Annotated in this window: 21 protein-coding genes; 11 read left to right on the top strand and 10 right to left on the bottom strand. The window is 44.2% G+C overall.

Annotation, left to right across the window (positions count from 1 at the left end):
- Together ECA1_RS02475 and ECA1_RS02480 are read right to left on the bottom strand one after the other, a co-directional pair.
- Positions 1-1,386, bottom strand: a complete 1,386-nt coding sequence (locus ECA1_RS02475; protein ID WP_060791634.1) for a hypothetical protein — start codon at positions 1,384-1,386, stop codon at positions 1-3.
- A gap of 45 nt (positions 1,387-1,431) precedes the next feature.
- The gene (locus ECA1_RS02480) at positions 1,432-2,736 is read right to left on the bottom strand and encodes a hypothetical protein (protein WP_016609083.1); all 1,305 of its coding nucleotides are present in this window, start codon (positions 2,734-2,736) and stop codon (positions 1,432-1,434) included.
- A 431-nt stretch (positions 2,737-3,167) separates the two neighbouring features.
- Here ECA1_RS02480 and ECA1_RS02485 point away from each other — a divergent pair, with 431 nt between their 5' ends.
- Positions 3,168-4,232: a serine protease gene (locus tag ECA1_RS02485; RefSeq protein WP_236596106.1), complete on the top strand. Its 1,065-nt coding sequence runs from the start codon at positions 3,168-3,170 to the stop codon at positions 4,230-4,232.
- Between the two features lie 175 nt (positions 4,233-4,407).
- Here the strand turns inward: ECA1_RS02485 and ECA1_RS02490 are convergent, their stop codons facing one another.
- The 4 genes from ECA1_RS02490 to ECA1_RS02505 all read right to left on the bottom strand — a co-directional run bounded on the left by ECA1_RS02490 (position 4,408) and on the right by ECA1_RS02505 (position 7,696).
- Positions 4,408-4,908 (bottom strand): hypothetical protein, encoded by a 501-nt coding sequence (locus ECA1_RS02490; protein WP_060791635.1) that lies wholly within the window; start codon positions 4,906-4,908, stop codon positions 4,408-4,410.
- A 242-nt stretch (positions 4,909-5,150) separates the two neighbouring features.
- Complete coding sequence (locus ECA1_RS02495; protein ID WP_005226702.1) at positions 5,151-5,579, bottom strand: DUF1761 domain-containing protein; 429 nt, start codon at positions 5,577-5,579, stop codon at positions 5,151-5,153.
- Positions 5,580-5,686: 107 nt separating this feature from the next.
- Positions 5,687-7,033, bottom strand: a complete 1,347-nt coding sequence (locus tag ECA1_RS02500) for an amino acid permease (RefSeq protein ID WP_060791636.1) — start codon at positions 7,031-7,033, stop codon at positions 5,687-5,689.
- Between the two features lie 294 nt (positions 7,034-7,327).
- The gene (locus tag ECA1_RS02505; protein WP_060791715.1) at positions 7,328-7,696 is read right to left on the bottom strand and encodes a YxeA family protein; all 369 of its coding nucleotides are present in this window, start codon (positions 7,694-7,696) and stop codon (positions 7,328-7,330) included.
- Positions 7,697-8,016: 320 nt separating this feature from the next.
- Here ECA1_RS02505 and ECA1_RS02510 point away from each other — a divergent pair, with 320 nt between their 5' ends.
- From ECA1_RS02510 to ECA1_RS02535, 6 genes are all read left to right on the top strand, one after another.
- The gene (locus tag ECA1_RS02510; RefSeq protein ID WP_060791637.1) at positions 8,017-8,568 is read left to right on the top strand and encodes a GNAT family N-acetyltransferase; all 552 of its coding nucleotides are present in this window, start codon (positions 8,017-8,019) and stop codon (positions 8,566-8,568) included.
- Positions 8,569-8,643: 75 nt separating this feature from the next.
- Positions 8,644-9,570 carry an ROK family protein gene (locus ECA1_RS02515; RefSeq protein ID WP_060791638.1) on the top strand — a complete coding sequence of 309 codons (927 nt, stop codon included), beginning with the start codon at positions 8,644-8,646 and terminating at the stop codon, positions 9,568-9,570.
- 57 nt (positions 9,571-9,627) lie between these two features.
- Positions 9,628-10,386 (top strand): MurR/RpiR family transcriptional regulator, encoded by a 759-nt coding sequence (locus ECA1_RS02520; protein WP_060791639.1) that lies wholly within the window; start codon positions 9,628-9,630, stop codon positions 10,384-10,386.
- 159 nt (positions 10,387-10,545) lie between these two features.
- Positions 10,546-11,856 (top strand): PTS sugar transporter subunit IIC, encoded by a 1,311-nt coding sequence (locus tag ECA1_RS02525; RefSeq protein ID WP_008376519.1) that lies wholly within the window; start codon positions 10,546-10,548, stop codon positions 11,854-11,856.
- 32 nt (positions 11,857-11,888) lie between these two features.
- The gene (locus ECA1_RS02530) at positions 11,889-13,328 is read left to right on the top strand and encodes a 6-phospho-beta-glucosidase (RefSeq protein ID WP_060791640.1); all 1,440 of its coding nucleotides are present in this window, start codon (positions 11,889-11,891) and stop codon (positions 13,326-13,328) included.
- Between the two features lie 206 nt (positions 13,329-13,534).
- Complete coding sequence (locus ECA1_RS02535) at positions 13,535-14,092, top strand: GNAT family N-acetyltransferase (protein ID WP_015508754.1); 558 nt, start codon at positions 13,535-13,537, stop codon at positions 14,090-14,092.
- Here ECA1_RS02535 and ECA1_RS02540 read toward each other — a convergent pair.
- A complete protein-coding gene (locus ECA1_RS02540; RefSeq protein WP_060791641.1) occupies positions 14,018-15,040 on the bottom strand; it encodes a YeiH family protein in 1,023 nt (340 codons plus the stop codon). The genes ECA1_RS02535 and ECA1_RS02540 overlap by 75 nt on opposite strands.
- Before the next feature lie 65 nt (positions 15,041-15,105).
- Here ECA1_RS02540 and ECA1_RS02545 point away from each other — a divergent pair, with 65 nt between their 5' ends.
- Both ECA1_RS02545 and uvrC read left to right on the top strand, forming a co-directional pair.
- On the top strand, positions 15,106-15,957 hold the full coding sequence (locus ECA1_RS02545; RefSeq protein WP_060791642.1) for a LysR substrate-binding domain-containing protein: 852 nt from the start codon (positions 15,106-15,108) through the stop codon (positions 15,955-15,957).
- A gap of 231 nt (positions 15,958-16,188) precedes the next feature.
- Positions 16,189-17,979, top strand: a complete 1,791-nt coding sequence (gene uvrC / locus ECA1_RS02550) for an excinuclease ABC subunit UvrC (RefSeq protein ID WP_060791643.1) — start codon at positions 16,189-16,191, stop codon at positions 17,977-17,979.
- A 74-nt stretch (positions 17,980-18,053) separates the two neighbouring features.
- Here uvrC and ECA1_RS02555 read toward each other — a convergent pair whose 3' ends face one another.
- The 3 genes from ECA1_RS02555 to gmuD form a co-directional block, all read right to left on the bottom strand.
- Positions 18,054-18,794 carry a GntR family transcriptional regulator gene (locus ECA1_RS02555; protein ID WP_060791644.1) on the bottom strand — a complete coding sequence of 247 codons (741 nt, stop codon included), beginning with the start codon at positions 18,792-18,794 and terminating at the stop codon, positions 18,054-18,056.
- A gap of 191 nt (positions 18,795-18,985) precedes the next feature.
- On the bottom strand, positions 18,986-20,266 hold the full coding sequence (locus ECA1_RS02560) for a PTS sugar transporter subunit IIC (protein ID WP_005232725.1): 1,281 nt from the start codon (positions 20,264-20,266) through the stop codon (positions 18,986-18,988).
- A gap of 246 nt (positions 20,267-20,512) precedes the next feature.
- On the bottom strand, positions 20,513-21,901 hold the full coding sequence (gene gmuD / locus ECA1_RS02565) for a glycoside hydrolase family 1 protein (protein WP_015508750.1): 1,389 nt from the start codon (positions 21,899-21,901) through the stop codon (positions 20,513-20,515).
- A 159-nt stretch (positions 21,902-22,060) separates the two neighbouring features.
- On the opposite strand from gmuD, the gene celB reads away from it, so the two are divergent.
- On the top strand, positions 22,061-23,332 hold the full coding sequence (gene celB / locus ECA1_RS02570; protein WP_005226670.1) for a PTS cellobiose transporter subunit IIC: 1,272 nt from the start codon (positions 22,061-22,063) through the stop codon (positions 23,330-23,332).
- A 108-nt stretch (positions 23,333-23,440) separates the two neighbouring features.
- Positions 23,441-24,157: a GntR family transcriptional regulator gene (locus ECA1_RS02575; protein WP_005226669.1), complete on the top strand. Its 717-nt coding sequence runs from the start codon at positions 23,441-23,443 to the stop codon at positions 24,155-24,157.
- The last annotated feature ends 67 nt before the right edge of the window (positions 24,158-24,224 follow it).

Genomic DNA, 24,224 nt, shown 5'->3' on the forward strand with positions numbered 1-24,224 from the left:
TTATCCTTTCGTTTCGATACAGGCATCGGAGCTATCCGTTGTAAAGATACGGATCGTATTCCAGCTGACAAACGCCAGCAACACTAGCAGCGATAAGCCATAAAAATCAAAATACCAAGTCAGGATTGCTAAAAAAAGAATCAAGGCAAATTCATACGCCATGTTTTCCAGACCGCTGTAAAATACTGTCTTTCGGACGAGTTTCTTCCTACGGGCTTCAAAAGCTTTCTTCACAGCAGCCGTTGATCCATCCGACTGACTCAACGCCTGAGAAAGTTCTGCTTTGAATCTTCCGTACTCTGAGAAAAACTTGACCTCTGGTACGAGCAAGAAATACCAAGTCGCAAGACAAGCAATCAGCAAGATGACCGCTGAAGCGAGCAGACTAAAGGCAACAGCAGGCATTAAAAAGCCACCAAAAAGAACATTTAAAAGGGTCCCTGAAATTATTCCGAATGAAAAAAAGGTATAGCAGAACTGCCAAAGGACACTACTGGTTTTGGAAAAACTTTTCTTCACTTGCACCAGCTGCTCACATTCAGGAAGCTGGGTTGGAAAGAGACGTTCAGCATCGGTGCCATCAGCCACGAAAGAATAGGTTTGGTTTCCGTACTTGAATTCGCCAATGTAATAAGGAAAATACAGTTTTTCCGTATCACATTGTTTCGGAAAAAGAGTCAGTTGAACCTCATTAGCAACATCTGATCCCACCAAATGGTCTTTGGCTTTTGCTTCGAAGACTTCCAATAGATGGGTATCAGAGAGTGCCGCTTCTCTGGAAATATCAAAGGGTAGCACCTGAACGTCTTGGCTAAGTGCCGAAAACTGCTGCATATCCGTGCAATAGGCGGCTCCTTTTTGAAGATGCAGCGGCAGCTTACCATTGATACTGTAATCCGCTTCTTTTTGGGTATCCGTAGGGAAATATTCATTGAAAACCGTTGTGTTCCCGCTGTTATGTAAAGAAATGTCGGCAGTAATGCGCCCACTCTCCCTCTGCTGTTCCTCGTAGACATAGCTCCCTCTCACTTGCGCATCATAAGCAATTTGAAAATAATACATCGGGATAAATACACGTTTTAGATGAACCATCTCTAGCTCAAAAAAGATACTTTCCGAGATGGTGTCTTGCCAGGCTAGTTTATTTTTCAACGCAGCTTCACATGCCTTTTCATCATAGGCAAACGGATAAAATCCTTCTTTGACGGTCCCTTGAATGCGTGGCAACTCTTTCAGCGAGACGACTTGGTTTGTTTGTTCCTGGTTTTTTTGTTCTGGTTTGATCAACAGCTCATTCAAGCAATACTGACAGACTGCTTTTCCTGAGTCCCAATCAACTTCTAGACGCCCTAAGCAACTGGGGCATTGGATTTGTGTGATTTTCATTTTTTCTCCTTTTTTATGAATCATTTTTTTCAACAAGATGGCTTATCAAAAAAACCGACGAATGTTCCAAATAAGGGTAGCGATCACGACCACATAAGCAAGCGTATCGAGCCATTCATAATATTTCCTGATTCTTGCAAGATGCTTCCCACGCTTCTCATAGTTTGCTAACAAAGCTGTCCCAGCCGTTTTCTTACCTAATAATTCTCTTTTAAGCTCATCTCTAAATTTTTGGACTGTTTTGAGATACTGTTCTTTTAGAAAGTGCAACACTATCCCCGATACTACCCAATAGACGGCAGTTGGCAGGGAGCTCATGACAATCCCCCCTATGACAGCCCTGAATACTCTTCCTAGAGGGATCCATTCAGAAATGAATAATGCAAGGAACAGCAGGAGCACGCCTAACGTAAAAAAGAGTACAGAGGACCAGCCAAAAACCTTGCGAGCTTTTGAAAAATTCGCAACCGTTTGTAAGGTTTCTTGGCATTGTGGGATAATCGGCAGCTTCATTCGGTCAGGATCTTTGCCGTCGATCGCAAATTCAAAGGATCGCTCTTGGTACTTGAAGATGCCCATATACAGGGGAAAGTAGAGCTTTTCTGTAGCACAGCTGATCAGGGAAAGATCTAGGTGCAGCTCTTTTAGATGATCGGCAGATTCTTTCTTCTGGATCACGGCATTCGCATGGGCTCTCAGTTCCGCTTGTTTTTCAGAACCAAAGAGCGCCTGCTCTTGCTCAATATCAAAGGGAAAAACATGAATAGCATGTGCTGAGACTAGCTGTTGAAATTCCTTTTGATCGGTACTAAAGTGCGGTTTTCTTTTCATTTCATCATTGACCTCGAAGCTCTGAGGAATTTCTTGCTCGATCACCTCCGAACTGCCGCATTGATAGAGTATGACCGTCTCATCTGGATGGTCGCCTCGCTTCTTTTCCCACGTGGTCGTATGCGAGCCGTCCCAAGCAATGGAATGGGTATCGTAGCCAAAGGCCCCCTCCCAGTGCATCGTATAGGTCACCTGAAATTCATAAATCGGAATAAAATATCGTTTTACCTCGCTGACTTCAAGATGAACGACAATGTCCTCAGGAACTGATTCCTGTTGGATCAGCCATTTTTTCAAGGCATTTGCTACCTCGTCTTCATTAAAGGTAAACGAATAAAACCCTTCTTTGACTTCTTGAAAAACTACGGGAACCTGTTCATTCGAAGCTTCTTGCGTTTGTTTTGGCGGCGAATGTAGGACTGACTTCGTTAAGCAATACTGGCAGACTGCTTTCCCTGTCTCCCAGTCAACGGTTAACTGACCCAAGCAGCTGGGACATTGGATTTGTGTGATTTTCATTGCTTCTCCTTTTGCACATACTGATTTTCTTATCAATGAAGTGGCTTGGTTGCAAGTGAGAGGGAATATTTTTTTATGGTGTTAGTTGGGGGAAGCAGCGAAGGAAAGCTGCTTGTTTGCAGGTAGTTGCTCGCTCTCATCCGTTTGTTCGAAACATTTTTTCCAGTGATGAAGCAAACAAGTGTATTCGTACCAAGAGCTGTTTAACCAAAAAAACAACCGCAAACGAAAAACAACTCTTTTCTATATCATTTTATAATAAAAAATACCTTAAATCTATTTAATATTGATAAAAATAATTGCTAATTTGCTAGTTGAGCTTCTTCCGTACGCTCAGCAACCCTTACTAGTCGGTTATTGATGGCGGATACGTTAGTAAAAATGTTATAATTAAAATATTCACAAGAAAGGAATTGAAAAGAGTTATGGGGATGTTTATTTTTGTTATTGGTTTTTTGACAATGGTTGTAAGCGGAATCTTTTTTATTCTTGGATTGATCAAGAAAAAGCCGCTTCGCAACAAAATCGTTATTTTTATGGGTGGTTTTCTCTTATTGATTGGCGGGGCACTATTGACTCCTGCAGCAACACCGGAGCTTCACGTAGATGAAGCAGAACTGGTTACGAATGAGCAAGGCGAAGCGGCGATCACTGGGCGAACCAACCCAGAAGCGCAACTGACGATCAACGGGGTGGAGGTTTCGCTGGCGGACGAAACATTTTCTTATGCTGTCCAACTGGAAGATGAAGAGGAACAGGAATTTACTCTCCAAACCTCCATGGGTGGAATCACTAAAGAAGAGGGCGTCACCGTCAAACCTTCTCACGCATTCCTAGCGAGTTTGCAAGCTGAAAAACAAGAACAAGAAGCACTGGTAAAAGCCGAGACGGCACTGGCTCTTGCCGAAACCCAGCCAAACCAAAAGAATTACAACGAAGCCGTGACGCTGATTCATGCTTTAAGTAAAACCTACGAAGATCTCGCTACTCGGCTCGCGGTAGTTGAAGACCATCTTGCCATCGGCAAAGCCCTTGATACTGCTGAAGCTTCTCTTGAACGCAGTGATTTCGATCAGGCAAAAGAATTGGTCGCACAAGCGGTTTTGAATAAGGAAACGTTTGAAAGTCGGTTATCCACTGTAGAAACCAAGATTTCTGAGAAAGAAGCAGAAGCCCTCGTTACAGAAGCTGTCCAAGCGGTGGAAGCAGCAGAGGCGGAACTGACAAAAGACCGACTCGCTCAGGCAGAGGATGCCGTCGCTCGTCTCAAGACCCCCGATGAGGAATTAGCTGCTCGAACGAAAACAGTGGCGCAAACGATCATTGCCAACGAACAAGCAGCCGCCCAAGCCAAGGCGGAGGAAGAACGACAAGCAGCGGCAACTGTGCCAGAACAAAGCCAGCCAGCCGCTGCTAGCAACCAAGCCCAAACGTCGGTCCTCGTTACACCAACAGGTTCGAAATACCATACGAGAAAATGCGGCAACGGTACCTAAACGCCTGCAACTTTAGCAGAAGCGCAAAGTCGCGGACTTACTCCTTGCGCAAAATGTTTTCCGTAATAGCCACTAAATTTTGCAACGAAAAAAAGACAAACCTCATTTTTGTCTAAGGTTTGTCTACTGTCTGAAGCGGTTGTCTCGTCGGAGGCAGCCGTTTTTTTGTCACTTGCTAGTTTTCCTCATACGAAAACTCGTACTCGTTTTGTTCGTCATCGATCAGACGCTTGTCATTGTCGTCCGCCATTTTGAATACTTTCTCAAAATCATCGCCAGTCATGCGCACTTCCTTTTTCTCTTGATCAATGATCACTTGGGCATTGGTCACTTCAAAGGTGTGCATAGTGCCGATGTCTGCCGCAGTCAGTGCTTTGCTTTTGGGAAACTCTGCTTGTAGTATTTCGTTGATCTGTGCTAATTGTGTCTCTTGTTCTTCTACCAAGTCCGCAGGTTCCTGATTCGGATTGGTAAAAAAAGTCAGCGTTTTATTGACAGTGATCCTTCCATCTTCAAATAGATACAAAGCATATTGTTGATGACTGTTGCTATTGGTCAATACTTGATTCGCAGCTGCAGAGTCAACCCCTGAGCTGCTGCAGCTTGTCAAGAAAAATAGTGTCGCTAAACAAACGGCAGCAAATATTCCTCTACCTAACATGCTTTTCGTTTTCATTTTTTCCTCCTCTTTGCCCCTAATTTTGCTTCTTTGATGATTTTTCCGCAATCCGCGGATTTGGGTTTCCTACAGATTAAAGTGCTTTTAGTATAGCATAAATTATTTGCTTTTATAGCTATTTTTTATAGTAAGATTAATTTTACGCACAAAAAAAACCAACCTTGTTGAAACAAGATCGGCTTTCTTTAGGATTGATTCGTTGAGACCTTTGAACGCTCTCGCTGGGGTATGATCGTTGCCTACTGTCCAATCAAGCCGACAACAAGTCCTAAAACGATCACTCCTAGAAACCCATTCACAAGGTGCAACCCGACTAATTTGCGGGACTGTCCCGAGTAAACAGCCATCACGAAGGTGGCGACCCCATAAACCCCTAACCACAATAAGCAAGCGACTTGCAAGGAGGTCATCAGCCAACCATCATGATCGAATGTTGCAAACCAATAGACGACTTGATAGGTCGCTGCTGATAAGAGGATCCCACCAACGATCGTGCCGCCAAAGGTAAAGAGCATGTCACCGGTCGTCATCTGCTGATCAGCCATCTTCTCTGCCATTCCTGATTCTTTCGCCCAAAACTTGCCCCACTTATGCATCGGGTTGTAAAGCAGACTTTCCACCACGACCCAGCTGAGGGTGCCGAAAATCAATGTCCAAAAATTAACCATTTTCGTTTTCTCCTACACTTTATTTTATCGTCACATTCCTGAGAAACGAAGAAACAACCGAACGCGGGGTTCCTTCCCCATCAGTTTATGTCTTAAGGGACGTTTCTTCAACTTTTTTCACTGGTTTCCCCTATTTTTCGATGGTTCCAATAAAAACTAAGAAAAATGATCGTATACAATAGTGCGGTGAAGCCAGTGACCGCCAATGGGTTAGTGATCAAAATACCGACAAACAGCAAAATCAGTGCAAGGATCGCCCCACTCAAGAAAATCGTATAGCCCATTTTCTTCTGCTTGCGTACCAAAACAAACGCCGCCGCACTGATCAGCAACCAGATCAGCAATACAGTATAAGACAGGGAGCCTGCTAGATAATTGAAGAGTTTGTCGCCTAAAAAGTAAGAAAGAACGACCCCAAGATATAAAGTACCGCTGCAAAACATGATCGCTCGTTGGGGCACGCTGTTTTTATTCAGCATCGTAAAGCGGCTTTTTTTCTGGCCATTGTTGCTTAATCGGAAAAACAACGTTCTTGAAGAAGCATAGACCCCAGAATTGATCGACGAAAACAAAGCCAAAATAATCACTAAATTGACGATGTCGGAGGCAAATGGGACATGGATTTTTTGAAACACCATCACAAAAGGACTGACATTTGGATCGGCTAATTGATTCCACGGATAAATGATCAGTAAAAGAAACAAGGGAATGATGTAAAAAGCGGCAATCCGAGTCATCACTCCTTTGATTGCTTGCGGGATCGCTTTTTTGGGATTTTCCGCTTCACTGATCGTAATGGCTACTAATTCAGAACCGCCGTACGAATAGATTACGACCAGTAAAGAATTGATAAACCCTTTGATGCCATGGGGGGCAAAACCGCCATAGTCTGTCATTTGTCTCATCGTCGGTAAAAAGCCCAGATCTAAAACTTGCGTGGCAACCAGATAGAGACCCACCAAGATCAGCGCGATCACCACACTGATTTTGGCCCACGAAAGCCAGTATTCCGTTTCCGCAAACAAGCGAACCGAAAACAAATTGATGATGGTCGTGAGCAGTGCCAAAATCAACACAAAGATCCAAGCTGGAATATTGGGAAACCACAACTGCAAAAAGCTTGCGGCAGCAACTGCTTCGGCGATGATGTTGATCATCCACATTGACCAGTAGATCCAGTCAATGAAATCGGCTGTATGCACGCCAAGATATGGCTGGACTAAGCCCGAAAGACCATGTTGTTTTTGGTCAGATAAGACCAACTGTCCCAGTCCTGTCATGACGACAAATAAGATCAGCCCGCAAAAAATAAACGCCAGCAAGACCGCAGGCCCCGCTAACTGGATCGCTTCACCGCTGCCTTTGAATAGGCCAGCACCGATGGCGCCACCTAGTGCCAACATAGTGATATGTCTGGTTTTCATCTGCTTTTTTAATTGATTTTTTTCTGTCATAGGTTCCTCCTTGAAAACCGTTGATCCTCCATACAAGGTGATTCTCTCATTGTCGCTATTTTTAATTATATGAATGATTTTTTTAACTACCTCATAGAGAATACCAGACGCTTCTGCTATTGCAACTAAGAATTGAAAAAAATATCTATTTTTTCTGAAAATTCTATCATCCTCTAATCTTTTTCACCTAAATCAAATCTTGGCGAGCTTTTCTCTAAGTGAATACACGAAAAAAGCCATCTCCCAAATTGCGGGAAATGACTTCCTGTCCTTTTTTTCAAGCAGGCTTGATGATCAATGAGTCGTAACCAACTCGTCTTTGACGGCGTCAGGGAGATCTTGCTCGGTCACCTCTTGATACGACTCCACATGTTTGCCCTTTGCATCAAGCTCTAGGTAGGCATTTTCTTTTAGCTTTTGTGGTGCCCAAAACGTGATTTTTATCTTTTGCCCATCTTCATTGACCCCTTCTTGTGTATATTCGTAGGAATCGTGTTCTTGCAACACGCCATACTCGTTGGATGTTTTGACATAGACCTTTTTCTCCGGTACGAACGGATTGAAACGATCCACCAGCTGAATCAGTTCGCTGGAATCATCTTTCGTAAAATAAGACCCTGTAACCAATGTGACGGTCCCGATCGTTAACACGAGCAGGATCATACTAATTGCTTTCTTCAAGTGATTGTCCTCCGTTTTTTCTATCTACCTTCAGTATAAAAAAACAAGCGATAAATATAATCAAACTTAAGGCGTATTTTTCCGTCGGTCATTGTGACTAAGGTATCAATGGAATATTTCTGCTTTTTCCAACCTCAATGTATAGACAAACAACTAAGTTCTCCTACAAAAACGTCCCTTCTCACAGGAAGACCAGACTGTTTAATAAGTATCGTGATTTTTCATTCTTTGTAGTAAACTAAACTGCAACAACTTACTTTTAAATACTCATGATTGAAAACTATAGAAAATCGAGGTGCCCCATGCTAGAAATCAAACGGATCGATCAAAAACATCAAGCTGATATCCGCTTGAAAAACGAACCCTTCTCCTTATGGGGGAAACTGCTGCCGACTTATAATGAGGGCAACTGGCAGTACACGATCTGTAAATTTGCATCCGAAGACATTCAGACGATGTGTTTCCCAGATGAAAATTATTGCTATGACGAAATGAGCCGAAACAGTCTGTTTATCGGTGCTTATGATGATGGAAAATGCATCGGCTTAGCGATCGTTCAAGACGCTTTTTTCAAGTATCTGTACCTCTATGACTTAAAGGTCAACACAGACTACCGTAAGCAAGGAATCGGTCAACTACTGATCCACCAGGCACTGAAAGCGGCCCTTGCCAAAGGTTATCGCGGCATCTACACGCAAGCACAGGACAACAATCCTTCTGCCTGTCTGTTCTACTTGCGAGCAGGCTTTCGTATCGGAGGTCTGGATACGGAAGTGTACAAAGGAACCAATCAGGAAGGCAAAAGTGACATTTTGTTTTATTTGGATGCAGCGGAAACGGCAGGCAAAAAATAGCTAAAAAAAGAAAAAAATTCCTCCTGCCAGATGGTACACTTAAGGCAACAATGTTTTAGAAGGTGAGGAAGAAGAATGTACGTAGGATTTGATATTGGCGGAACAAGTATTAAATATGGTGTTTTAGATGAAAGCGGAGTGATCCTTGAAAAATCAGCGATCCCTACTAGCTATGAGCCAGCCCAGTTTTATCAGGATCTACTCACGATCATCGAAGATGCCCAGAGCCGCCACCCGATTGATGGCATTGGGATCAGCGCCCCCGGGATCGTTCAAAAAGACGGCTTTATGTTAACTGCGGGCGCCATCAAATCGTTATATGGCGAAAATTTCAAAGCAGTCTTGGAAGCGCGTACAGGGTTGCCTGTGGCGGTGGAAAATGATGCCAATGCAGCAGCGATCGCTGAAAAATGGATCGGCAATGCGCAAGAGGCTGCCAACTACTTGTGTCTTGTCCTAGGCACTGGTGTAGGCGGTGGGATCGTGATCAATAATCAAGTCTACCGAGGTGCTCATGGCATGGCTGGTGAATTTGGCTGGATGGTGATCGATCAGCTGCCAGAAGAAGGCAATATCGAGGAAAGTTCCATTAATAAAAAAACTGCCGTCGTGGGCGGCTTGATTCGCCTCTACAATTTAGCGGGGGCAGCAGTTCCTGGCTTTGAACCCACCCAAGACGCCAAAGAGATTTTTGACCGCGCGCAGCAAGGCGAAGCGTTGGCGCTGAAGCTGACGGACCAATTTCTGACGGATCTGTCTGTAGGGCTGATCAATTTGATCAGCTGCTTTGATCCAGAATTGGTATTGATCGGCGGCGGCATCAGTGCCAATCCTTATTTCTGGGAACGCCTGCAGGCTCGCTTGACGATCACGGAAACACGGCATGAAGCGATCAATTATTTGCGCGGACAAACCATCGCACCTGTTCGTCCAGCGAAGCTGAAAAACGACGCCGGCTTGATCGGCGCAGTCTATCAGATCCACCAACAGCTGCACCGTTAAAAGTTCGGATATGCTATACTGGTGTAAATTGATTATCTAGGACAGCGAGGAACCAGCATGGCGCTTTTTGAACAATTAAACTTGAACAAGCTCTCTGCGGTAGAACAAGAAATCTACCGTTTTATCGTCAATCACTTAGAAAAGATCCCGTATATGCGTGTGCGCGACATTGCCGATGATGCTCATGTCTCTTCGACTTCGGTCTTTCGTTTTATTCAAAAAGTCGGCTTTCAGTCGTTTCCAGAATTTCGCTTCTATATCAAAAATCATTTAGAAAAAGCCCATTTTGACGCACATCCTGAACACTTAGGTTTAGAAGCGCGCATCAAAGGCTTGAATATGCAGATCTTCCACCCTGATGCGGAATACCAAATACGAAAACTCGCCGAAGCGATGCGGGATGCCGATTTGATCTTATTTATGGGGATGGGGGCATCCGGTGCGATCGCGCAATACGTTGCCCGCAAGTTGGCCAGTCTCGGTTACTTTAGCATCAGCATTGATGAACTGACCTACCCGATCAAAAGCTTTTTGCGAAAAGATCAAAAGAATGTTTTGGTTTTTTTGAGTGTCTCTGGTGAAACCAAAGAACTGATCGAAGTCATTACCGGTTTAGACAATCAGGCGATCGTGCAGAAGTACTGCATTACCCCAAATCGGGAAAGTACGTTGGCACGCCTGTGCGATTATTCGATCGAGTATGCGATCAAAGAGGAACGCAAAGACATCTTTCTTGATTTGACTAGTCAACTGCCTTCAGTAGCGATTTTAGAAACGCTGATCGGCTATTTGCAAGATTATCGTGCCCATTCTTGATGGTTCAGTTTACTGAACCATCTTTTTTTGTAACACTGTGTTCCAGCTGCGGAATTTTTTTCATTTCTTGAGAGATATGTACGGAATCCGTATCCGCTTACTTTTAGACGTTTTCATTCGCTATAATGATGGCATCAATTAATGAAAGGTGTTATTATTATGCAAAAATTCAATGACCTGTTAGACCGCTCGTTGGTACCAATCGCAACAAAGTTGAACAATCAACGCCACGTAGCAGCGATTCGAGATGCGTTCATGCTGATTTTCCCACTGACCATCGCTTCTTCTCTCGTTATTTTGGTCAACAATATTTTATTTTCCAATGAGAGTTTCATCGTGCAATTATTTCAACTGAATCGACTTTTCCCGAATCTGGAAAGTGCCCAGCAAGTCCTGGCTTCCGTGGCGAACGGGACCATCAACATTATGAGTTTATTTATTGCGTTTCTTGTTGCTCAGCTTTTAGCCAAGCATTTCCAAGCAGATGCTACGCTAGTTGGTTTGACAAGTGTCGCTGCCTTTATGATCTTGTACCCGACCTCCTTTGCAGTAGATGATGTCAATGTGATCTCCACACAATATTTAGGCGCCCAAGGGTTGTTTGTAGCTATGATCGTGGCTTGTTTGGTCGGTGAATTCTTGCCGAAGCTTTTCAAAGTCAAACGACTGCAGATCAAAATGCCTGAAATGGTACCACCAGCAGTTTCTCGTTCCTTTTCTGGCATGATTCCGATCGTGATCATCGTGGCAGTCACTGCTTTGATCAATTTCTTAGTTTTGATGATCGCGCCAGAAGGCATCAATGAACTGATTTATAATGGGATCCAAAGTCCATTGCGGGATCTGGGGGGCAATGTCGTCGGTGTCTTGATCTTGGCGTTCTTGCAAACTACGTTGTTTGCGATCGGGATCCATGGACCAAATACTTTGAATGCGGTTCGTTCAGCGATTTTTACCGAACAGGACCTAGCTAACCTAGACTTTATCAACCAAGGCGGCTCCTTGTGGGACGTTCCTTACAAAGAAACATGGGGCGTTTTAAATGATATGTTCGCAAATATGGGCGGAACTGGTATGACATTGGGCTTGATCATTGCGATCTTCATCGCTTCAAAACGTCCAGAACAACGTGAGATCGCTAAAATGTCCTTAGTTCCAGGAATTTTCCAAATCAATGAGCCGATGATCTTCGGTCTACCGATCGTCTTGAACCCAATCATGATCATTCCGTTTATTTTGACGCCAATGGTCAATATTTTAGTGGGTTATTTTGTCACTGTTGTCTGGCCGATCATGCCGACCCCAGCGATTGGGGTACCATGGACGACCCCAGGAATCATTAATCTCTTTTTAGGAACTGGAGGAAATGCGATCGCTGCAGTTGTCGGTGTCGTTTGTCTTGCGATTTCGGTCTTGATCTATTTGCCATTCGTGATCGCCTCTAACCGTTCCCAAAAAGTGGAATTATAAGCAAACGAATGAGTCGAGGAGGAATGAAATTTATGTCCGCAAAAATGCCAAAAGATTTTTTATGGGGCGGCGCGATCGCTGCCCATCAAGCGGAAGGCGCTTGGAATGTTGCTGGCCGTGGAATGAGTACCGCTGATGTTATGACGGCCGGTGGCAACGGTATTCCCCGTAAAATCACCAAAGGCGTCATTGAAGGAGAGTATTACCCGAACCATGAAGCCATTGACTTTTATCACCGGTACAAAGAAGATATCCAGTTATTCAAAGAGCTGGGCTTGAAATGTCTACGGACATCGATTTCTTGGAGTCGGATCTATCCAACTGGAACAGAAGAAGAACCAAATGAAGCCGGTCTCCAATACTACGATGATCTTTTCGACGAATTGCAGGCAAACGGCATCGAACCCGTGATCACTTTGTCCCACTTTGAAATGCCTTATGCCCTCTATGAAGAATTTGGTGGGTTTGCTAACAAAGAAGTGATTCCCCTCTTTGTCAAATTCGCTAAGACCGTTTTTCAACGGTATCGTGACAAAGTAACGTATTGGATGACCTTCAATGAGATCAATAATCAAGCAGATGGGCAAGAGCCGCTGCACGTTTGGACCAATTCTGCCATGATCATCGAGGATGACAGTCAAAAAGAAGCACTCGTCTTTCAAGCGGGCGTCAATGAGTTGATTGCCAGTGCGGCAGCGGTGATCGAAGGCAAAAAAATCAATCCAGATTTTCAGATTGGCTGTATGATGGCCTATGTCCCAGTCTACCCCTACTCTTGCGCACCCGCTGATTTGATGGCATCCGTCAAAGCCAATGAACGGCGCTATTTTTACAGCGACGTCCACGTACGAGGCAAGATCCCAACCTATGTGCAAAAATATTGGGCGAAAAAAGGCATCACGATTGAGATCACGCCCGAGGAACAAGCGCTATTAAAAGCGGGAACCGTTGATTATATTGGGTTCAGCTATTACATGTCAGGAACGATCTCAACCCTTGATGAGGTGGCTGGCACACCAACTGAGGATATCCCAGGAGCAAAAATCGTGAGTAATCCTTATATCAGTGCTTCTGATTGGGGCTGGCCTATCGATCCAGTCGGGTTGCGTTATGTGTTGAATACGATCTATCAACGCTATGACTTGCCGCTATTTATCGTAGAAAATGGCTTTGGTGCTTACGATCAATTAACCGATGAACAGCAAGTCCATGATGACTACCGTATCACTTACCTGAAAGAGCATATCGAACAGATGGAAAAAGCGGTGGTTGAAGATGGTGTACCGTTATTAGGCTATACGCCTTGGGGGATCATTGACATCGTCAGCTTCGGCAGCGGCGAAATGGAAAAACGCTATGGCATGATCTATGTCGACAAAGACAATACTGGAAAAGGAACCTTGAATCGTTTGAAAAAAGATTCCTTTGCGTGGTACCAGCAAGTGATCGCCTCTAATGGTGAAACGCTCTAATTACTGCTTCCATGACTAACGTACAAAAACCGCCCCTCGTTGCGCCATACTCCTTTTCACATTAGGAGCCCGGCAACGAGGGGGCGGTTTTCTTATTAAAGAGGGGCGCCATTGCGAGGATGGCTTTTCTTATCATCACTAAACACTACCTCAATGCTGTGGTACACTATAGCTATTCATTTAATTTCACTTTAAGGAGGAGCTGCATGAAGCCGATATTTCGTTCGATCCAATCTCAAGATGATGCGCCCTTAGCCGCTATCATTCGCAAAAGCTTGACCGACCACCAGTTGGCGGTTCCAGGGACTGCCTATTTTGATCCCGAGTTAGACCATTTAAGTGAATTTTATGCAGCAGATCCTGCTAGCCGCCATTATTTTGTCGTCACTAATGAATCGGGTACCCTTTTAGGCGGCGGTGGTCTTGCCGCTTATGATTCAGAAGGGAAAATAGCCGAGCTGCAAAAATTTTATCTCAGTGATGCTGCCAAAGGGCAGCGCCTCAGCTATCCCTTGCTGGCGAAGATCGAGGCCAAAGCTGTTGAACTAGGTTATCGGCAACTCTATTTAGAATCCCATCATTCTCTAGAAGCAGCCTTGCATGTCTATCAAAAAGCCGGCTATCGCGCATTGTGCCAGCCACTATTGGCAGCACAGCATACCACGATGGATCGCTTTTATGTGAAAACATTAGAGCCGCAGCAACCAAATCAATGCAACAGCACCCACGGTTTGGACGGCGCCAACGGAAAGACCATAGAATAAAAAGCGCGGGCCTTCTTTTAAAAACTTGCGGAAATCCAGGCGCAAACCGATGGCTGCCAACGCCGTCGTTTCAAACCACGTACTGATAAAATGAGCGCCCTCATTCAACCAGCTAGGCAGCGGCAAGAAGCTGTTCAAGATACAGATGGTCAAGAAGCCCAACACATACCAAGGGATCGGCAGCCGCAGCTTGCCTTTGGCTTTGGTTTTGGTGGGGGTCTTTGTCGTCATTCGTTCAAAAACAATGACGACGACTGCCAACATGATGATGCGCGCGATTTTAAAGAGCATCGCGTATTTGACGGTGTCGGCATCAATCAAACTAGCCCCCGCCACGACTTGTCCGACGGATTGCAGCGTGCCACCAAGTAAGGCGCTTTTTTGCAACAGATCATCGCCGTATAAGGCCAAGCCTAAAAACGGCAGCGTCAGCATCATCACTGTTCCTAAAAGATTGACCAAGGTGATGATCTGCCCTTTTTCTTCATCATCGGCATCAATGGCCGGTGCGATCGCCGCAATCGCAGAGGATCCGCAGACAGCATTGCCGCCTGCCATCATCAGGCTCATCTTTTGATTAAAGCCCATTTTTTTCCCTATCAAATAAGCAGCGGTAATGACCAAGCTCATCATCAGCAATATAAAGAGAAAGCCCCGAAGGCCCATTTCACTGATGGTCTGGAAAGTGACGGTAAAGCCCAGCAAAACCACCGAATATTCCAAGAGCCGACTTTCCGCAACCTTCGTTCCGACTTGATAGCGTTCTTGCTTGAACAGTGTATTTCCTAAAATGATTCCTAATAAAATAGCAAGGGTTGCTCCCCCTAATTTTGGCACAGCCAAAGCCATGATTCGGGCGATGACGGCTACCGAAAAGGATAGGAACAAACCGGGAAGTATCAAAGCTGTTTGTCGTTGCTTCATTGCTTTCATCCTTTCATATAACATCCATTATACACAGATTGACCGATCAGTAGGATTTATTGGTATAATAGTTATGATTGAATTTTCTAATGGAAGGGATTGCAATGTTAAAATTACTGGAGACCTTCAAGATGGTCTATGAAACGAAAAATTTTTCGAAAGCTGCCGAATTGCTGTTTATTTCGCAGCCCACGGTTTCTGCTCAGATCAAGCAGTTGGAACAAGACCTGGATACACCGCTTTTTTTACGCAATGGTCGCAAAAACGTGATCGCCACGCCCCAAGCAGAGTACCTTTACGAAAAGGCACTGAATTTATTGGATGAGTGGTCGACGATCGCCAGCGAGATCCATACCAACACGCAGCATCAAAGCCACTGTGCCCTAGGCATCTCTCATACCTATGCGATGGCCTTGATGCCTGACTTGATGATTGCTTTATACAACGCCTTTCCCACGGTGCGTTTTCGGGTATCGATGATGAACTCCGCTGAAGTCTTAACAGCGCTTGAGCAACATCAACTAGATTTAGGGATCATTGAAAAACCCTTATCTGCACCAAGTATTTTGCGTTTCCCTATTTTGAAAGATCAGCTCGTCTTAGCTGGTGATCCCCAAGTCGGTCCTTGGCTCGTCCGAGAAGCGAGTTCTGGTGTCTACTATTACACTAAGCGCTATCTAGAGGAACAAAATATTCAAGGACCGATCATTGAGATCGCCAGCAATGAATTGATCGTCGCTTTACTGAAACAAGGCTTCGGCTGTTCGATCCTTTCCAAGCGAGCCGCCCACGGCATTGGCTATCAACTGCTGGATAAAAATTTTGAGCGGCAATTTTACATCATCCAGCGCAAAGCCGTCACAGAACCAGCCATCGAGGGATTGCGGACCTTCATTCAGGAGTGGTCGCAAGAGGATTCCTCACAAGCAGAAAGCAAATAAATTCACTTGTTTTTAAGGGAGGAAACCACCGCCTCGTGGGATTTCTTAACCTTTTCTTACGATTACGCTTCCTCGCTGCCGATCTGGCCCGTTTGATTGTTTCTTAAGAAATTTGTGCTAAAATGAAGAGTACTGGCTATGGGCTCTAATGTTCCCCTTTTCGGTGGATCTTAGACCGCCCTTTGACTACCTTTACAGTTCGTGAGCAAACCAGTAAGAAAGGATCTTGAAATGAACGAACAAATCAAGAACAAATTAGCGCTGCTTCCTGACCAACCCGGTTGTTATTTAATGAAAGATAAAAATAACAAAATTATCTATGTTGGGAAAGCCAAAATTTTAAAAAATCGTGTCCGTTCGTACTTTACCGGCAGTCACGATACGAAAACCGAACGGCTCGTTCAAGAAATCAATGATTTTGAGTACGTCGTTACCGAATCAAATACGGAAGCCTTATTGCTGGAAATCAATTTGATTCAAAAAAACAAACCGAAATACAATATCATGCTAAAGGACGACAAGTCGTATCCTTTTATTAAAGTGACCAAAGAGCGCTATCCGCGTCTGATCATCACTCGTAAAGTTTTAAAAGACGGGGCTTTATATTTTGGCCCTTATCCTGATGCACGAGCAGCCAACGAAACCAAACGGGTGCTGGATCGCCTCTTTCCATTGCGAAAATGCGGTCCTTCTCAAAAGCGGCCTTGTCTTTATTATCATTTGGGTCAATGCGTCTGTCCTTATGTCAACAATGTAGATCCCAAGGATTATCAGAAGATCGTTGATCAAGTCAAACACTTTTTCCACGGCGGTCACGTCGATATTTTGAAAGACCTGAAAGAGAAGATGGGCGAAGCCATTGAAACGTTAGAGTTTGAACGAGCGGCTGAGCTGCGGGATCAGATCCAAGCGATCGATACCGTCATGACGCGACAAAAAATGACCCTGACCGACCTGATGGACCGTGATGTCTTTGGCTACAGTGTCGACAAAGGCTGGATGTGTGTCCAAGTCTTCTTTATCCGTCAAGGAAAGCTGATCGAACGAGAAGTCTCTTTGTTTCCTTTCTACAATGAAGCGGATGAAGATTTCTTGACCTTCGTCGGCCAGTTTTACCAAAAGAATGAACACTTCATTCCCAAAGAAGTCTTTGTTCCGCAAAATGTCGATGCTGCCCCATTAGAAGCGCTGTTGGAAACCAAAGTCCTGCAGCCCCAACGAGGCGACAAAAAGAAATTGGTCGATTTGGCCAATAAAAATGCCCGCATTGCCTTGGCCCAAAAATTTGCGTTGATCGAGCGTACTGAAGAACGGACGATCGGTGCTGTGGATCGTCTAGGCGATGCCATGGGGATCGCGACACCTTATCGGATCGAAGCCTTCGATAACTCCCACATCATGGGGACCGATCCCGTTTCTGCAATGGTGGTTTTTGTCGACGGGAAGCCGTTTAAAGATGATTATCGGAAATATAAGATTCGTACTGCACAAGGCGGCGACGATTATGGTTCTATGCAAGAAGTCATCTATCGCCGATACTCTCGTGTCCTAAAAGAAAACCTGCCTTTTCCTGATCTGATCATCATCGATGGTGGGAAAGCCCAAGTCGGTGCTGCCCAAGAAGTGCTGCATAACCAGCTAGGTTTAGATATTCCGGTTGCAGGTTTAGTGAAGAACAACAAACACAAAACCAGCGAGTTGATTTTCGGGGAATTTTTAGATCCGATCCAACTGGAACGCAATTCTGTCGAATTCTTTTTGCTGCAACGGATCCAAGATGAGGTCCATCGTTTTGCGATCACCTTCCATCGCCAACTGCGCAGTAAAAACAGCTTTTCTTCCAAACTGGATGAAATTCCTGGCTTAGGACCAAAACGCAAGCAACAGCTGATGAAAACCTTCAAGTCGTTAAAAAACATCCAAGCAGCTTCCGTGGAAGAGATCCAGCAAGCTGGCATCCCCAAAGCCGTTGCGGAAACTATTTTAGCCAAACTAGGTGATCAAAACCAACCCACTTCTTAAGTCAAAACAAAAACGCTCCATAGCCAACAGTAGCTATGAAGCGTTTTTTCGTTGAAGAAGCATTTTGTAAGCCGTTACTTTTTGCGGTGCTGTAACAGGTCAGGCTTCATGTCTAACATGGAATAGCCACGAACATCATACCGATTGCGGCTGCAGGAATAGTCCACTGGACGTCCCGATTCTAAATAGATGATCTGTTCTAATTCCAATACTGGGTCATCTGCTTGGCACGCTAAATAGGTTTGATCGTATTCATCGCTTTTGGCAGCCTGAAAGGTCCGATAAGCACCAGCAAATTTGTAGCCTAAATCTTGCAGTAGATAGTCATAGACGGATTCTTCCAAGATTTCTTTCGTCAAACCGCTGACTAGATCCAACGGCATATAGGAATGCTCGAGTATGTATGGATTGCCTTCTAAGATCCGCAAACGGATCACATGATAGATTGGTTGTTCGGCAGTGATCTGAAGCATCTCTTGAATTCTTGTTGTAGGAAAACAGACTTCAAAGGTGATGACTTGGCTAGTCAATGTCCGTTTTTCTTGTTTCATCTGATAGCTCAGGCCTTTGTATTCTGTCACCAATGAGGTATCTTTGCCCCAAAAGGAATGATTCAAAACTTTGGTCCCTAAGCCGCGCTTTGTCAGCAGCAAGCCTTCCATAATCAGGATATTCACCGCATTTTTAATCGTCATTCGGCTGACGCCAAACTCTTCTACTAACTCTGTTTGATAAGGTAAAAGACTGTCTTTCGGATAAGTTCCGTCCTTGATTCTTTTACGCAGAACATCTGCGATCTCCATATATTTGGGCATTTTGCCACCTCCAAAACGTGTGTTGTATTGTATTGATTGAAAAACGAGAAAAGAACCGGCCAAACGAAAAGAGTGTCATCACACCACTGCACCTTCCAATGAAGCAATGTGATAAGGGGTATTGCACTCTGATCGCGGCCGGATAAGGTCTATTACGTTTGGCGCTTGTTTCTAATCGACTCGATCAGACATTACGCATTTTTTAAACGGCGTGTTTCTTGAATTTGCGCCATTTTCACGAACGGCAAGTAGATAACGATCGACAAGATCAAGTTAACAGCTGCCAAGATTCCGCCAGCAATACTTTGTGTCGACAAAATACCGCCGATGATTGGTGGCGTCGTCCATGGTGCGATGACGGTACTTGCAGGAACTAAGCCAGTTGCGGTTGCAAAATAAGCAGTCGTTACTAAAACAAGTGGGGTCAACACATATGGGATGAACAAGATTGGGTTCAAGACAACTGGCAACCCAAACATCACTGGTTCATTGATCATAAACACACCTGGTGCAACGGATAGTTTTGCGACAGTCATATATGCTTTATGATGACGAGCAACTAAAAAGATCGCAATCAAAAGACCTAGTGTCGCACCTGTTCCGCCGATGTTCACGAAAGAATCAAAGAATGGTTTGTTCACGATATAAGGCAAATCTGTTCCTGCTTCTAATGCTCGTGCGTTTGCTTCGATCGCAGGCACATTGATCGTTTGCATGAACGGGTCGATGATGTTGGCACCATGTAAACCAAAGAACCATAAGAATGCAGAGATAAAACCTAATAGCAAAGCAGCTGGGTAAGAGTTTGCCAAGCCCATGAATGGTTGTTGCACCAATTCATAGAAGGACAATACGATACTTGTCACACCAAATGCTTGGAAAATTGCTGTAAACAAAGCAAAGATCGATACGGTGATCATTGCTGGGAATAATGCAGCAAATGAACGTGAAACTGCTGGTGGTACTCCATCAGGCATGTTGATGACTAAGCGTGGGTTGCCAGCTAGACGACGGAAGATCTCAGTAGAAATGATCGATACGATTAATGCTAAAAATAATCCTTGAGAACCAAGTCCGGCAGCTGTTAACAAACCATCTGGGCCTGTCGCCATTGCACCTAATGCGAAGAAACTTGCAACTGAGATCGCCCCAGCACCTAATGCGTCTTGATTGTAGCTTTTAGCTAAATTATACGCTACTGTGAAAGCGATTAACAGACCAAGTATTGAAAAAGTACCTGCTGACAAGTTGTTCCCAAAGGCTTGCCATGTTCCTTCACCAAAAATGCCATTCATAAAATCAATATAGGCAGGAATTGGCAAGTTGTTGATCAATACCCCAAAAGAGCCTAAGATCATCAACGGCATCGTTACGATAAATCCGTCACGAATGGCCACTAGATGTCTTTGAGAGCCTATTTTAGAAGCGATCGGAATAAAGTGCTTCTCCATAAATCCAATAAATTTATCCATTGTTTTTTCTCCTTTCAAACCCTAAACAAAATAATGAAACCGATTTCTACTAAAGAATACCACCAGAACGTTTCCATGTCTAGTCTTTTCTATATCAAAACTGTGCTTTTGTTTAACCCAGCTTATCATTTGCAAAAACAGGTGGTTTTTTAATAGAGAATGCCCTTCGGAACAAGACAGAAAAATCCGCGATTTTACACAAAAAAAGCAATGCTTATCCCTACAGCATTGCTTTTTTCATTGTTATTAAAAGCCGTTATTATCTGAAACTTCTTTAAACCAACGACCTGATTTTTTCACCGTTCGTTTAGCATCATTTGCTAAGTCAACGGAGATAAATCCGTAACGGTTCTTGTAAGCATTGGTCCATGACCAGTTGTCCATGCAGGTCCACATATGGTAGCCGACACAATTGGTTCCTTCTTGGATCGCTTGGTGGACGTACTTCAAGTGGTCAGAGACAAATTCGATGCGGTAATCATCTTCGATCACGCCATCAGCATTGACGAAGCGTTCTTCTCCTTCGACACCCATGCCATTTTCAGAAATGTAGCACTTGATATTGCCATAGTTTTCTCGCGTGTTCGTCAAAATATCATAGATCCCTTTTTCATAGATTTCCCATCCACGATACGGGTTCATTTTCTTGTTCGGCATATCATAGTTATCAAAGTAATCATCAGGCATTGGACTTTTCGCTTCATCGATCGGTGATTCTTTCTTCATGATACGACGAGGTTGATAATAATTGATCCCCAACAAGTCGATCGTATTTTCGCGAATCGTTTGTAAATCATCGGCTTCCATCGCTGGTACCATATCCAATTCCTTGACGATGGTCACTAATTCTTCTGGGAACGTGCCTTTGACCGCAGGGTCTAAGAAAGAACGATTAAAGAAGGCATCCGCGATTTGCGCTGCTTTGACATCCTCTGGATCGTTCTCATCTCTTGGATAGCTTGGCGTCAAGTTCAAGATGATGCCGATCTCCCCATCAAGGTTCATCTCATGATAGACTTTGATGGCTTTAGCACTCGCCAACGTTTCGTGGAACCCAACTTGGACTGCATGTTTCATGTTGATCTCATTTGGATAATGGAATTGGTAAAGATAGCCGCCTTCAACAGGGACGATCGGTTCATTATGAGTGAACCATTTCTTGACACGATCACCAAATAATGTAAAGCAGGTTTGCGCAAATGCGACATAGGCGTCCACGGTCTCTCGGTTCAACCAGCCGCCTTTTTCTTGCAGCGCCATCGGCATATCGAAGTGGTAAAGGTTCATGAAAGGTTCGATCCCGTTGGCGATCAACTCATCAATGTAGGCATTGTAAAAATCAACGGCTTTTTGATTGACTTCTCCTTTGCCTTGCGGGAAGAGACGACTCCATTGGATCGACGTCCGAAACGTCGTATGGCCGGTTTCTTTCATTAGTTGAATATCTTCTTGATAGCGTGTATAGACTTGCGAGGTTTTTTCAGGACCTACCTCATTGAAAAATTTCTCTGGTTCTTGCTGATACCAGTAATCCCAGATGCTTGCCCCTTTGCCATCGCCTTCAAATACACCTTCTGTTTGTGGGCCACTAGCGGCTGACCCCCACCAAAAGCCTGCTGGAAATTGATAATCCATCTTCATTCACTCCTCATTTTTTCTTTGCTGCCCTAATCATAAAGGAAGCAGTTACAAAAATCAATCTTTTTTAAAATAAATGTATAGACATTTAAAATAAAACATGATACATTATCAATGTAATCGATTGCAAAAAGAAATTTAAGGAGTGAAATAATAATGAATGGTTTTATGGACAAGTTATCTGAAAAGATTTTGCCCTTGGCGAATGCCTTAGGACAAAATCGCTACCTGACCGTCTTGCGGGACGCGTTTATGCTTTCGTTCCCAATCACTATGTTTGGATCGATCGTGGTCGTTTTAAACAACCTGCCCTTCTTCAGTGATGCCACTAAAGGAACATTAGGAACACTGTTTGGCAATGGGCAAAATGCAACAATGAGTATCATGACTGTTTTCGTTACTTTCGGTATTGGCTATTATTTATCAAAATCATATGATGTGGAAGGGATTTTTGGTGGTGCCGTTTCGTTTGCCAGCTTTTTGATCTTGACTCCTTTCTTTATGACTACTGAATCTGGCGAAACGATCTCCGGTGTGCTGTCTCTTGATCGTCTTGGCGCAAAAGGGATGTTTATCGGGATGATCGCAGCATTTTTGGCAGCTGAAATCTATTGCCGCATCACAAAACGCGGCTGGCAGATCAAAATGCCTGATGGGGTACCACCAGCAGTTTCTAAATCTTTTGCCGCTTTGATTCCAGCAATTATCACCTTAACGGTATTCTTAGTGATCAATGCCATCATGACGGGTGTCTTCAATGCCAACTTGCATGACTTGGTTTATGAATTGATCCAAAAACCATTGACTGGACTAGGCAGCAGCTTGCCAGCAACTCTATTGGCTTTGTTCTTTGTTCAATTCCTTTGGTTCTTCGGTCTACATGGTCAAATCATCGTCAACTCTGTGATGGACCCGATTTGGAATACATTGATGTTAGACAACTTAGAAGCGTATCAAAATGGGGATGCACTGCCGCATATCGTCACAAAACCATTTATGGAAACCTTTACCGTTGGATTAGGCGGTTCTGGTATGACGTTAGCCGTTGTTATCTTGATGGCTTTCGTATTGAAGAAAAAACAATACCGCGATGTTGGTCGTTTGGCTTTAGCACCAGGGATCTTTAACGTTAACGAACCAGCCATCTTCGGTATGCCGATCGTCTTGAATGCGACGATCCTGATTCCTTGGGTCGTGGCACCTCTTGTGGTAACGACCTTCAACTACTTAGTGATGGCGGCTGGACTTGTTCCTGCACCAACTGGTGTTTCTGTTCCTTGGACCGTTCCAGTGGTCTTCAGTGGTGTCTTAGCAACCAACTCTTGGTTAGGTGGTTTGCTGCAAGTCATTGACGTGGTGATCGTCGGCTTGATCTGGTATCCATTCTTACGTGTGTTAGATCGTCAAGCAGAACCATCAATCGATTAAGCGCAACGGCTGGCTGAATTTTTTCAGTCAGCCGTTCTTTTTATAAAAAAACCAAGGTTTGATTGTCGAAACCGCTTTTTTCAGCTATACTTCTTGCGAGGTGATCAGATGCCAAAATACCAAGAAATTGCCAATATTTTACGCACACGTATCAAAAACAAAACGTATCCGCCTGACAGCTTACTGCCGAATCAAACTGATTTAGTCGAGGAATTCGGAGTCAGCCGGATGACCGTCAAAAAAGCCATCGGTATCTTAGCCATGGAAGGACTGGTTTATTCTCAGCGGGGCGCTGGAACAAAAATATTGAACCACCCATTCTTAAAAAAAGACACCACTGCTTTAACGGTCTATGAAGGCTTGTCAACGGAAATGGGCAAAGCTGGCCGCAAGCTAGTCAGTCAGGTCATCGATTTTCAAGTCGAATTTCCTGACCAAACGATCCAAGAAAAGTTGATGTTAACGGAAGAACAGCCGATCTATAGTATTGTCCGCTTGCGGATTCTTGAAGACCAACCGTTTATTTTAGAATATACCTATATGCCCGTCCATTTAGTGCCCAATTTAACTCGTGGCCATTTAGAAAGTTCTATCTACCGTTATGTCAAAGAGGAACTAGGGGTCCAGTTTGCTGGCGCCTACCGCACCATCGCCGCTGATAAAAGTACCGCATACGATCAACAGTATTTGGACTGTAAAGCCGATGATCCGGTCTTAGAGATCGAACAGATCGTCTATCAGAAAAATGGCTCACCTATCGAATTTTCCCGTAGTCGCAACCGTTATGACGTGCGAGCCTACTCTTATTTAGATGTCCAGCACTAAAAAGACCTGCCCACGGTTTTCTTCCATCAGAAACCGTGGGCAGGTCTTTTTGTTGGTGCATTCGTTG

This window comes from Enterococcus casseliflavus NBRC 100478 (assembly GCF_001544095.1).
In the GTDB taxonomy this organism is placed as follows: Bacteria; Bacillota; Bacilli; order Lactobacillales; family Enterococcaceae; genus Enterococcus_D; species Enterococcus_D casseliflavus.